The sequence below is a fragment of the Streptomyces sp. NPDC058045 genome (assembly GCF_042885635.1).
Taxonomy (GTDB): domain Bacteria; phylum Actinomycetota; class Actinomycetes; order Streptomycetales; family Streptomycetaceae; genus Streptomyces.
In genome coordinates, this window is the sequence record NZ_JBHVRR010000006.1 from 25,828 (window position 1) to 37,681 (window position 11,854).

Annotated in this window: 12 protein-coding genes and 1 pseudogene; 10 read left to right on the forward strand and 3 right to left on the reverse strand. The window is 73.5% G+C overall.

The window, feature by feature from the left end; translation table 11 throughout:
* The first annotated feature begins 177 nt into the window (after positions 1-177).
* The 8 genes from ACFVST_RS05775 (at position 178) to ACFVST_RS05810 (ending at position 7,770) form a co-directional block, all read left to right on the forward strand.
* Positions 178-372, forward strand: coding sequence for a hypothetical protein (locus ACFVST_RS05775; RefSeq protein ID WP_390147223.1), 195 nt, complete (start codon positions 178-180; stop codon positions 370-372).
* Positions 373-416: 44 nt separating this feature from the next.
* Positions 417-1,301, forward strand: a complete 885-nt coding sequence (mshB, locus tag ACFVST_RS05780) for an N-acetyl-1-D-myo-inositol-2-amino-2-deoxy-alpha-D-glucopyranoside deacetylase (protein ID WP_390147224.1) — start codon at positions 417-419, stop codon at positions 1,299-1,301.
* A gap of 64 nt (positions 1,302-1,365) precedes the next feature.
* Complete coding sequence (locus ACFVST_RS05785; protein ID WP_390147226.1) at positions 1,366-1,812, forward strand: DUF6113 family protein; 447 nt, start codon at positions 1,366-1,368, stop codon at positions 1,810-1,812.
* Positions 1,813-2,041: 229 nt separating this feature from the next.
* Entirely contained in the window at positions 2,042-4,093 is a 2,052-nt protein-coding gene (locus tag ACFVST_RS05790) for a hypothetical protein (protein WP_390147228.1), read from the forward strand.
* A gap of 104 nt (positions 4,094-4,197) precedes the next feature.
* Positions 4,198-5,196: an ABC transporter ATP-binding protein gene (locus ACFVST_RS05795; protein ID WP_390147230.1), complete on the forward strand. Its 999-nt coding sequence runs from the start codon at positions 4,198-4,200 to the stop codon at positions 5,194-5,196.
* Positions 5,193-5,933, forward strand: coding sequence for an ABC transporter permease (locus ACFVST_RS05800; RefSeq protein WP_390147232.1), 741 nt, complete (start codon positions 5,193-5,195; stop codon positions 5,931-5,933). Before ACFVST_RS05795 ends, ACFVST_RS05800 begins: the two co-directional genes overlap by 4 nt.
* Entirely contained in the window at positions 5,930-7,159 is a 1,230-nt protein-coding gene (locus tag ACFVST_RS05805) for a sensor histidine kinase (RefSeq protein ID WP_390147234.1), read from the forward strand. The genes ACFVST_RS05800 and ACFVST_RS05805 overlap by 4 nt, the downstream gene beginning before the upstream one ends.
* Positions 7,156-7,770, forward strand: a complete 615-nt coding sequence (locus tag ACFVST_RS05810; protein WP_390147235.1) for a response regulator — start codon at positions 7,156-7,158, stop codon at positions 7,768-7,770. Before ACFVST_RS05805 ends, ACFVST_RS05810 begins: the two co-directional genes overlap by 4 nt.
* A 25-nt stretch (positions 7,771-7,795) precedes the next feature.
* Here the strand turns inward: ACFVST_RS05810 and ACFVST_RS05815 are convergent, their stop codons facing one another.
* Together ACFVST_RS05815 and ACFVST_RS05820 are read right to left on the reverse strand one after the other, a co-directional pair.
* Positions 7,796-8,650 carry a tetratricopeptide repeat protein gene (locus tag ACFVST_RS05815; RefSeq protein WP_390147237.1) on the reverse strand — a complete coding sequence of 285 codons (855 nt, stop codon included), beginning with the start codon at positions 8,648-8,650 and terminating at the stop codon, positions 7,796-7,798.
* 63 nt (positions 8,651-8,713) lie between these two features.
* Positions 8,714-9,739, reverse strand: a complete 1,026-nt coding sequence (locus tag ACFVST_RS05820) for a GNAT family N-acetyltransferase (RefSeq protein ID WP_390147239.1) — start codon at positions 9,737-9,739, stop codon at positions 8,714-8,716.
* A gap of 140 nt (positions 9,740-9,879) precedes the next feature.
* On the opposite strand from ACFVST_RS05820, the gene fdxA reads away from it, so the two are divergent.
* Both fdxA and dapC read left to right on the forward strand, forming a co-directional pair.
* Complete coding sequence (gene fdxA / locus ACFVST_RS05825) at positions 9,880-10,200, forward strand: ferredoxin (protein ID WP_390147241.1); 321 nt, start codon at positions 9,880-9,882, stop codon at positions 10,198-10,200.
* Between the two features lie 108 nt (positions 10,201-10,308).
* Positions 10,309-11,418: a succinyldiaminopimelate transaminase gene (dapC, locus tag ACFVST_RS05830; protein ID WP_390147243.1), complete on the forward strand. Its 1,110-nt coding sequence runs from the start codon at positions 10,309-10,311 to the stop codon at positions 11,416-11,418.
* 89 nt (positions 11,419-11,507) lie between these two features.
* Here the strand turns inward: dapC and ACFVST_RS05835 are convergent.
* Positions 11,508-11,783: pseudogene (locus ACFVST_RS05835) on the reverse strand (ATP-binding protein); the annotation flags it as partial.
* Positions 11,784-11,854: the final 71 nt, after the last annotated feature.

Sequence of the window (11,854 nt, forward strand, 5' to 3'; positions counted from 1 at the left end):
GACCGGTGCCCCTCGGCCATGCGCCCCCTTGTGCTGCCGTGCACCCGTCATATGCGGACCATGCGGTGGGGCGGAAAGTTATGATCAGTCGCGCCGGATGGGTAAGTACCCTTCCAGGGACGCCAGTTCGGCGTTCCGTACCGTTAGTGATCCCGTGGATTTTGGAGGTGGACCGCCGTGGCACTCTCGATTTCGGCGGTGGTGCTGCTGGCGATCATCGTCGTCATCCTGGTCAGGAAATCGGGCCTCAAGGGCGGCCACGCCGTGGTCTGCGTCCTGCTCGGTTTCTATCTGGCCAGTTCCTCGATCGCCCCCAGTATCAGCAGGCTGACCACCAACGTCGCCGGGATGATCGGAGGCATCAAGCTCTGACCACCGCGTCCGGCGGCCCAGCCGCCGGCTCGTAGGCTTGCCCTATGACGGAACCCGCCCGTCGTCTGCTCCTGGTGCACGCGCACCCCGACGACGAATCGATCAACAACGGCGCCACCATGGCCAGATACGCGGCCGAAGGCGCCCATGTGGCCCTTGTCACCTGCACCCGGGGTGAGGAGGGCGAGGTGATCCCGGCCGGGCTCGCCCACCTCGCGGCAGACCGGGAGGACCGGCTCGGAGCCCACCGCGCCACCGAGCTGGCCGCCGCCATGCGGCAGTTGGGCGTCACCGACCACCGCTTCCTCGGCGGCCCCGGACGCTACCGCGACTCCGGAATGATGGGCACCGAGCAGAACACCCGCCCCGGCGCCTTCTGGTCCGCCGACCTGGACGAGGCCGCCGGCCATCTGGTCGCCGTCGTCCGCGAACTGCGCCCCCAGGTCCTCGTCACCTACGACCCCGACGGCGGCTACGGGCACCCCGACCACATCCAGGCCCACCGGGTGGCGATGCGCGCCGCGCAGCTCTCCGCCGACCCGTCCTTCGGCCCCGGATCGGGACGCCCGCACACCATCCGCAAGATCTACTGGAACCGGGTACCGCGCTCCACGGCCCGGGAGGCGTTCACCCGACTGGGTAGGATCCTCCCCGAACTGCCGTTCCCCGCCGCGGCCACCGTCGCCGACGTGCCGGGTGTGGTCGACGACGACCGGATCACCACCGCCGTCGACGGCACCGCGTACGCCGCCGCCAAGGCCGCCGCGATGCGCGCCCACGCCACCCAGATCGACGTCGCCGAACCCTGGTTCGCCCTCTCCAACCACCTCGCCCAGCCGCTCTTCACCACCGAGTGCTACGAGTTGGCGGTCGGCGGCCCGGCGCGGAGCACCCCGGAGACGGACCTCTTCGAGGACGTCCCCGCGTGACACCCCCGGCCCCGGCCGGTACCCCCCCAGTCCAGCAACCAGCCATAGCAGAACGGCGAATCGGATGACTCCCCCCACGTCAGATCCGGGCCGCGGTGCGACCCAGGTGTCCGGTCTCTTCCTCGGTCCGGGCGGGCACCGCCCCGGCCCCGGCCGGATCGCCGCGCTCGCCGGGCTCTTCGTCCTCGGTGCGGTGACCGCCGCCGCCGGGACGCTGGTGCAGGCCGCCTGGTTCCCCGGTGGGCTGCTGCTCGCGCTGGGCGGCGCCGCGGGCGTCTTCCTCGGCGGCAGCCGCGCCACCGGCGGCCGCGTCGGCGCCCTCGCCCCGGCCGCGGGCTGGCTGGTCTCCGTGATCCTGCTCACCGCCAGCCGCCCCGAAGGGGACTTCTTCTTCAGCGCGGGCGCGGGCTCCTATCTGTTCCTGCTGGGCGGGCTGGTGGTGGCTGTGATGTGTGCCACGATCTGGCTGCCCTCCCCACCAGCCGCCCCCGGCGCCCGAGTTGGGCGCTGACGTACCGCTTTGTCACCCCGTCGAGCGGTCCGCATCTAGCACGCGCAGTCGCCTCCCGTACGGCATTCCGCCTGGTTCGTGGTGAGTTGACCGTCGGCTGTCCACAACACTGGGGCGCCGACCGGGTCGGACAGTATGGTGGTGCGCGCCATCGAGCCCCTCCCCGTCAACAACCGGGAGGACCCCCGGGCGTGAAACGGGCGGTGGAGCCAAACCAGGAGAACCTGCCTTGAGTCGAGAAACTGACAGTTCGTCCTCCGGTCCCCAGGGGCGCGGCGGAACCGCCTACCCGTCCGGGACGCCGCCCTACGGCTCCCAGGGCGCGGGCGCCGCTGCCGACGAGGGCACGGACACCGGACGGCAGGCCGACAGCGCACCGTCTCCGGAACGCAAGACCGAGACCACGCTGACCACCAGGATCCGGATCAACATCCCCGGTTCCAGGCCGATTCCGCCGGTCGTCATGCGCACCCCCATGTCCGATGTGAACGAGGGCGCGGCCGACGCCGGAGGCCAGGGTGGACCCGGCGCCGAACCGCAGGCCCCCGCCGCCGAGCCCGAGGCGCCGCAGGCGCCCGCGCCGGAGCGCACCAGCGACTGGTTCGCGCCCCGCAAGTCCGCCGGCCAGACCCGCACCGGCACCGGCGGCCCCACGGCCGACACCGGCGCCACCCCGGCCCTCGGCACCGGCCTCGGCACCGGCCCGGACGGCACGCCCGCCGCCCGCCCCCTCGACGCGACTCCGCCCGTCGGCACCCCCAGCCCGTTCGTCACCCCGGGCCCCATGGGTGCCTCCGCGACGCCCACCGACACCGGCAGCAACCCGGTCCTCGACAACGCCCGCGCCGAGCACCCCGACGCCACCAGCTCGCTCTACCGCGACGGCTCCGGTACGCCCGGCGCCCCGGAGTCCACCGGCAGCTTCCGGCGCCCCGGGGACACCGGCGGAGTCGACGTCAGCGCCGCCGTCGCCGCGGGCCCCCTCGGCGCCCCCAGCGGCCCCACCACCGGGCCCGCCCCCGGCGACGGAGCCTTCGCCCCGGGACGCGGGCCGGGCGGCATCACGGCGAGCGATCTGCCGGGCGCCCCGGGCGGCCCGCGGCGGACGAGCGACGACACCGCGATCCTCACCCCGCAGCAGCCCGCACCCGAGACGGGCGGCAGCCGGGACAACATCTCCGGTTCCACCCTCACCAGCGGAATCCCCCCGGTGCCCGCCTCCGGTGGCCCGCGCACCCCCGGCGGCCCCGGTGAGCCGTCCGCCCGGCACACCCCGCCCCAGCTCCCCGACCCGCCCGAGCGCGACAACCGGTCAGGCGACGCCGCACCCAAGAAGAAGGGCCGCAACAAACCGGCCCTGATCGGTGCCGGAGTGATCGTCCTCGCCGGTCTCGCCTACGGCGCCGGGCTGCTGGTCAACCACTCCGACGTACCCAAGGGCACCACCGTGCTCGGCGTCGACATCGGCGGCGGCACCCGGGACGACGCGACCAAGAAGCTCGACGCGGCCCTCGGCGCCCGTACCACGCAGGCGCTCAAGCTCTCCGTCGACGGGGACGAGGTCTCGCTCAGCCCCGACCAGTCGGGCCTGGCCCTGGACACCGAGGCCACCGTGGCCGACGCCGCGGGCAGCGACTACAACCCGGTCACCGTCATCGGCTCGCTCTTCGGCGGCACCCGCGCCGTCGAGCCGGTGATGCCGGTCGACGAGGAGAAGCTGCACGCCGCCCTGGAGCGGGCCGCGGGCGGCGCCGGCAGCGCCACCGAGGGCTCCGTGCGCTTCGTCCCCGGCAAGGCGGTCCCGGTGTACGGCAAGGCGGGCAAGGGCATCGACGTGGCCGGCTCCACCAAGGCCGTGGAGAAGGCGTACCGCACCCAGGTCGAGACCGGCCGCGCCGCCCCCGCGCAGCTGCCCGTCACCACCCGGCAGCCCACCGTGCCCAAGGCGGAGGTCGACCGGATGATGAAGGAGTTCGCGCGGCCCGCGATGTCCGGCATCGTCACCGTCAAGGCCGGTTCCGCGTCCATCCCGTTCGGCCCCGAGAAGTCACTGCCCAAGATCCTCGGCGTCCAGCCGATCGACGGCAAGCTGGTCGACACCTACGACAAGCAGGCCCTCAAGGAGCTGTACGGCAACACCTTCGACGGGGTCCTGATCACCCGCGCCACCGGCAAGAAGACGCCCGTCCAGCCCGAGGACGTCATCTCCGCCATGCGCAAGGCCCTGCTCGGCAAGACCCCGGCCCAACGCACCGCCACCATCGAGACCAACCCGAACTAGGCAGTGCCCGGGGCGAGTTGAAGCCCCCGCCGGGTCCGGCATGACAGATGTCATGCCGGACCCGGTATCCCCGGCACTGCCGTGCGCCGCCCGTGCCCCGCAGGATGAGGGGCATGACGATCAGCACTGCCACCACCGCCGGCCCGGCGGGCGCCCTGACGGAGGTCGTCCGCTTCGAGCGGGTGACCAAGTCGTACGGCGAGGTCCGGGCCGTGGACGGGCTCTCGCTCGAACTGCGGCCCGGCGAGACCGTGGCCCTGCTCGGGCCGAACGGCGCGGGCAAGTCCACCACCCTCGATCTGCTGCTCGGCCTGCGCAGGCCGGACAGCGGCGAGGTCCGGGTCTTCGGCACCTCACCGCGGGAGGCGATCGTCGCCGGCCGGGTGGGCGCGATGCTCCAGAGCGGCGGCCTGATGGACGAGGTCACCGTCCGCGAACTGGTCAAGCTCGCCTGCGATCTGCACCCCGATCCCCACCCCGTGGACGAGGTGCTGACCCGCGCCGGAATCGCCCCGATCGCCGACCGCAAGGTCAACAAGCTGTCCGGCGGCCAGGAGCAGCGGGTCCGCTTCGCGCTCGCCACCGCCGGCGGCAACGATCTGATCGTGCTGGACGAGCCCACCACCGGGATGGACGTCACCGCCCGGCAGGCCTTCTGGGCGACCATGCGGGAGCAGGCCCACCAGGGCCGTACCGTGCTGTTCGCCACGCACTACCTGGAGGAGGCCGACGCCATCGCCGACCGGGTACTGGTGCTGCACCGCGGCCGGCTGCTCGCCGACGGCACCGCCGCCGAGATCAAGGCGAAGGCCGGCGCCCGCCGGATCGCCTTCGACCTGGACACCATGGACGCCGCCGTGCAGGAGCGGTTGCGCGGCCTGCCGTTCCTCACCTCGTTCAGCCTCTCCGGCGACGGGACCGGCGACGGGGACGGCGCCGCGCACACCCCGCGGACCGTCCGCCTCCAGTCCACCGACGCCGACGCCACCGTCCACGCGCTCTACGGCCTCGGCCTGTACCCGCGCAATCTGGAGGTCGCAGGACTGGGCCTGGAGCAGGCCTTCGTGGCGATCACCGCAGCCGAGGAGGCGAAGACCGCATGACCGGCCTGATCCGGCTCGAACTCATCCGGGCCCTGCGCAACAAGAAGTTCCTGTTCTTCTCCGTGCTCTACCCGTCGGCCCTCTTCCTGATGATCGCCGGCACCCAGGACGCGCACACCGAGGTCGACGGCACCGGCCTCACCCTGCCCACCCTCTTCATGGTGTCCATGGCGTCCTTCGGCGCCCTCACCGCCGTACTGATGGGCAACAGCGAGCGCATCGCCAAGGAGCGGGAGAACGGCTGGGTGCGCCAACTGCGGCTGACCCCGCTGCCCGGCCGCGGCTATGTGGTGGCGAAGACCGCCAGCGCCGCCGTGGTGTCGCTGCCCGCGATCGTGGTGGTGTTCATCGTGGCCGCGGCCACCAAGGGCGTCCGGCTGGAGGCCTGGCAGTGGCTGGCGCTGACCGGCGCGATCTGGGCCGGGAGCCTGGTGTTCGCCGCGCTCGGAGTGGCCGTCGGCTATCTGGCCACCGGCGACGCCGTCCGCCCCATCACGATGATCCTCTACTTCGGTCTCTCGGTGCTGGGCGGGCTGTGGATGCCGACCACCACCTTCCCCGGCTGGTTGCAGAAGATCTCCTCCTGGCTGCCCACCTACGCCTACGCCGGACTCGGCCAGTCCATCGAGCTGGGCGACGCCCCGCACGCCAAGGACCTCGCCATCCTGGTGGTGTCGTTCCTGCTCTTCGCGGGCGGCGCGGCCTGGCTCTACCGCAAGGACACCCGGAAGGCATGAGCGGCGGCACGGACGGTACACGCGGCGCGGCGGAGGTGCCGCTGTCCATGGGCGGCCCCCCGCGCAACAGGCGGGCGGAGCGCAGCAGGCTGCTGTGGATCGGCATCTGGCTGGCGTTCCTCGCCGACCCGGTGCACGAGCAGTTGGACGGCCGGCACTCCACCACCGGCACCGTCCTCGGCTGGATCGGCCTCACCGCCTTCGTCGGCAGCTACTTCGTGCTGGTCTTCCGGCATATGAGCCGCCCCGTGGAACGGCACCTGGTGTGGACGGTGCTCGCCCTGCTGCTGGCCCTGGCGCTGCTGCTGTCGCTGACCCTGGGCGAGGCCTGGCGCACGCTGTTCGTGTACCTGTCGGTGGCCTGCGGGGCGACCCTGCCGCTGGCCACCGCCCGCTGGACCATCGTGGCGGTCACCGCCGTCATGGTCGCCGCCGGCCTCCCCGGTGGCAGCGCCTTCGAACTGGGCCTGGTGGTGCCCGCCCTCCTCGGCGGCCTCGCCATGACCGGCGTACGCCAACTCGTCATGGTCACCGTCGAGTTGCGCCGCGCGCGGGCCACCGTCGCCCAACTCGCCGCAAACGAGGAGCGGTTGAGGCTGGCAAGAGATCTGCACGACCTGCTGGGGCACTCGCTGTCGCTGATCACGCTCAAGAGCGAACTGGCCGGGCGGATGCTGCCCGGCCAGCCGGAGAAGGCCGCCGAACAGGTCGCCGACATCGAACGGGTCAGCCGCCAGGCCCTGGTGGACGTACGGGAGGCCGTGACCGGATACCGCCGTCCGCAGCTCTCCGGTGAACTCGCCGGCGCCCAGGTCGCGTTGACCGCCGCCGGCATCACCGCCGAGGTGCCCCAGGTACAGGACGGCGGCCCGGAACTCCCCGAAGGGCTCACCGGGGAACGGGAGTCGGCACTGGCCTGGGCCTTGCGCGAAGCCGTCACCAACGTCGTACGGCACAGCGGGGCCCGCCGCTGCACCGTCACCCTCGGCGCCCGGCAGACCCTGGACGGCGGGCACCTCGAACTGGCCGTCACCGACGACGGCACTGCCGGCCCCACCACTCCGGGCAACGGCCTCACCGGGCTCGCCGAGCGGCTGGACGCGGTGGGCGGGGCACTGGAGGCGGGCGCGGCACGCGGCGGCTTCCGGCTGGTGGCACGGGTACCGCTGCCCCCGCCCACGGCCCGCGAGGACGGCACCGGGGACACCGTAGGATCCGCCGTATGAGCCGCACGATCCGGGTCCTGCTCGCCGAGGACCAGTCGATGGTCCGCGAGGCACTGGCCGCTCTGCTCGGCCTGGAGGACGACATCGAGGTCGTCGCGCAGGCCTCCCGGGGCGACGAGGTGCTCGACCGGGCCCGCGAGCACCGGGTGGATGTGGCGCTGCTCGACATCGAGATGCCGGGCTGCACCGGGATCGAGGCGGCCGCCCGGGTGCACGCCGAACTCCCCGCGGTGAAGCTGGTCGTCCTCACCACCTTCGGCCGCCCCGGCTACCTCCGCAGCGCCATGGAGGCCGGTGCCGACGCCTTCCTGGTGAAGGACGCGCCCGCCGCCCAACTCGCCGCCGCCATCCGCAAGGTGCTGGCGGGGGAGCGGGTCATCGACCCCTCGCTGGCCGCGGCCGCACTCGCCGGGGGCGCCAATCCGCTGACCGAGCGGGAGCGCGAGGTACTGCGCGCCGCGGCCGACGGCGCCACCAACGCGGAACTGGCCCGCACCCTGCACCTCTCCCAGGGCACGGTACGCAACTACCTCTCCGTCGCCATCCAGAAACTCGCGGTACGCAACCGCGCGGAAGCGGTCAGCACCGCCCGCGACAAGGGCTGGCTGTGAGCCGCCGACTCCCCGGAGTTCCAGGTCAGTTGAGCATGGCGCGGGCGGCGCGGGCCTGACCGCGGAGCCGTTCCGCCGCCGCCTCGTCGACCACCGCGACCACCTCCGCGTACGCCTCGTACTCGGCCGCGCCGGACAGGTAGTCGCCGCGCTGCACCAGGAGTTCGGCGCGCTCCTGGCGCAGCTTCGCCGGGTGGGAGGGCAGCAGCAGGGACAGCTCCAGTGCCCACAGCGCCACCTCCGAGTGCTCGGGCCGGGCGGCGGCCCAGGCCCGGATGTTGTTGAGGATCCGCAGGACGACCTCGTCGGTGCGGGCCGCTTCCTGGATGTCGGAGTCGAGCGGCGCGCCCGTCGCGCCCGCCACCAGCATCCGGGCGTCCTCCCCGACGAGGATCCGGCCGCTGTCGAAGGGGTCGGCCAGCACCCGCTCGCCGGGCCGCCCGAAGCCGACCACGAAGTGCCCCGGCAGCGCCACCCCGTACACCGGGCCGCCCGCACGCCGGGCCACCTCCAGCCACACCACGGACAGCAGGATCGGCAGGCCCCGGCGGCGCCGCAGCACCGAGTGCAGCAGGGAGGAGTCCAGCCGCTGGTAGTCGGCGGGCAGCCCGTGGAAGCCATGGCGCCCGCCCAGCAGCTCCCCCACCGCCTCCGCCCAGGCCAGCGGGGTACCGGGCTGATACGGCAACTCCCCGGCCAGGCGGTCGAGTTCCATCTGCGCGGCGTCCATACCGGCCTGGTCCAGCGAGCCGTCCGCGCAGGCCGCCACCAGCAGGCAGAGCGAGGTCAGATCGGGCCGCTCACCGCGGGCCTCCTCGGCGAAGGCCCGCCGCAGTTCGGCGGCACGCTCGGGCGGCGGGGGAACGGGCGGGGCGAACATGACAAGGAGCCTCTCGAAGGGCGGACATGAGGGGGACGGGGAAGCAGGGGTTGACGGGAGAGCCTAGGGCTCGCGGTGGTGGTGGTACGTGTGGTGTACCCGGAAGCCGAGGCCCTCGTACAGGGCGTCCGCCGCCGGGTTCCCGCGTTCCACCTGGAGCCAGGCGGCGCCGGCGCCCTCGGTGAGCGCCTGCCGGGCCAGCGCCGCCATGACCGCGGTGCCCAGGCCGCGCCGCCGCTGCTCCGGTGCCACCTCCACCGCCATGAACCCGGCCCACCGCCCGTCCACCACACACCGCCCGATCGCCGCCGGTACCGGCCCGCCGTCCGGGTCCGGCACCGTGGCGAACCACACCGAGGGGCCGCCGGACAGGACCTCCAGCACCTCGGGGCGCGGCCGGGTGAACCGCTGGTAGCGCCGCAGCCATCCCTCGTCCACCGACCGGGCCAGCCGCACCCGGTCCGTGTCTCCGGTGTCTCCGGTGGTTCCGGCGTCGCCGGTGTCCGCGAGCCGGGCCAGCGCCCCGATCCGCAGTTCCGCGGTCACCTCCAACTCCCAGCCCAGATCGGCCAGTCGGGCGCACAACTCCTCCTGGGTGCCGCGCGCGCCGGTCGCGGTCTGCACATACGCGGGCAGGCCGCGCCGCGCGTACCAGGCGCGGACCGCGGCCAGCGCCTCGGGCAGCGGCAGGCCCGGATCGCCCAGCGGGAGCACCGAGTTGGCGCGGCGGGTGAAGCCGCCCGCGGCGCGCAGCCGCCACTCGCTGAGCGCCTCCTCCTCCACCGGCGGCCAGGCCCGGGCGGCCACCCGCGCCAGCTCCGGATAGTCCGCCGCGGGGCCGCGGCGCCGCGCCGGCGCGTCCGGCACCACCTTGGCCGCGACCACCGAGCCCTCCGCGATCCGGACCGGCTCGCCGGTGCGACGGGTGATAGACATCACACCCTCGGTCCAGGAGGTCAGCACCCCGACCGTGTCGGTGAACGTTTCACCCGCCCCGCCGCCCGTCCGCAGAGAGCGCACAGACACACGTTTGCCGACGTCAGCGGCGGTTATCCGGACTGCGAGACGCCCACCGGCAGCGAATTCCACGGCTCTGCCCACCCCTCCTGTACGGATCATGGCCCGGAACGGAGATACTAGGTGCGGGCATCGACGACGCCGCGCTCCCGCGCGCCTGGCGGCGGGGCCTGAAGAGGCCCGCCAGCGCCCTACCTAGGAGGAACGACAGCGTGACCTACGTCATCGCGCAGCCTTGTGTCGACGTCAAGGACAAGGCGTGCATTGAAGAGTGCCCGGTCGACTGCATCTACGAGGGTCAGCGGTCCCTCTACATCCACCCGGATGAGTGCGTCGACTGCGGCGCCTGTGAGCCGGTCTGCCCGGTCGAGGCGATCTTCTACGAGGACGACACCCCGGAGGAGTGGAAGGACTACTACAAGGCGAACGTCGAGTTCTTCGACGAGCTGGGTTCGCCGGGCGGAGCGAGCAAGCTCGGCCTGATCGAGCGCGACCACCCCTTCATCGCCGCTCTCGACCCGCAGAACCAGTAGGCGGCGGCGCGCTCCGGCGCGCGACCGCGGTCCCGTAGGGCCTGTCCGGCGGTTCCCGCGGGGCAGGCCCTCGGGCGATCCGCCGTACGTACAGGAAAGTGAGCCCCCGTGTCCGCAGTCGCAGCGTCCCTCGCCGACCGGCTTCCCGCGTTCCCGTGGGACAAGCTCGAACCGTACAAGGCGACCGCGGCCGCCCACCCCGGCGACATCGTCGACCTGTCCGTCGGCACCCCCGTCGACCCGGTGCCCGAGGTGGTGCGGAAGGCGCTGGTCGCGGCCGCCGACTCGCCGGGCTATCCCACCGTGTGGGGCACGCCCGAGCTCCGGGACGCGATCACCGGCTGGTGCGGGCGGCGGCTCGGGGCACAAGGGATGACGCACCGCGGGGTGCTGCCCGTCGTCGGCTCCAAGGAACTGGTCGCCTGGCTGCCCACCCAACTCGGCCTCGGCCCCGGCGACACCGTGGCCTACCCGCGGCTCGCGTACCCCACCTACGAGGTCGGCGCCCGGCTCGCCGGCGCCCGGCCCGTCGCCTACGACGACCCGACCGGACTGGACCCGCGCGGCCTGAAGCTGCTCTGGCTCAACTCCCCGTCCAACCCCACCGGCCGGGTCCTGGACGCCGCCGAACTCACCCGCGTCGTGGTCTGGGCGCGGCAGCACGGGGTCCTGGTCCTCAGCGACGAGTGCTATCTGGAACTGGGCTGGGAGGCCGACCCGGTCTCGGTACTGCACCCCGAGGTGTGTGGCGGCTCCCACGAGGGCCTGCTCGCCGTCCACTCGCTGTCCAAGCGGTCCAACCTCGCCGGGTACCGGGCCGCGTTCCTCGCCGGTGACGAGAAGGTCCTCGGGGAACTGCTGCTGATCCGCAAGCACGGCGGGATGATGACCCCCGCCCCCACCCAGGCCGCCGCGGCCGCCGCCCTCGGCGACGACGCCCATGTACGGGCGCAGCGCGAGCGGTACGCGGCCCGCCGTACCAAGCTCCGCGAGGCGCTGCTGGCGCACGGCTTCCGCATCGAGCACAGCGAGGCCGGCCTCTATCTGTGGGCCACCCGCGGGGAGTCCTGCTGGGACACCGTCGCCCACCTCGCCGGACTCGGCATCCTGGTCGCGCCCGGCGACTTCTATGGCCCGGCCGGCGACCACTTCGTCCGCGTCGCCCTCACCGCCACCGACGAACGCGTCGACGAAGCGGCGACCCGTCTGACCGCCTGAACCCGCCCACCGGGGTCTCCGGGAGGCGGGTCCAGGTGGTCGACGGCACGGCCGAGCCGTCAGGAGAGCGGCAGTAGCCCGGTGACCGCGGCGGTCTGGTCGGTGACGGGAGCGGTCTTGCCGGCGGTCTGATCGGCGGCCGGGGCGGCCTGGCCGCCGGTGTCGCCGGCGAGTTCGGTGACGTGCTGCGTGGCGTCACCTGCGGTGTCGGTGACGCCCGCGCCGTCCAGCGTGCTGAGTCCGGACAGGCCGGTGGCGGGCAGGGGTGCCGCGTCGGCGGGGCCGGCCACTCCGACCACGGGCGCCGCTCCCGCTGCGACGAGCAGCGCGGCACGGGCGATCCGGCGGGTCAGGGTGAAGGACATGGTGCTCCTTATAGGGGGGTGGGAGTCGGCAGTTGCGCGTCCGGTCCGCGGGGCGCGGCCATCGCGGCGTC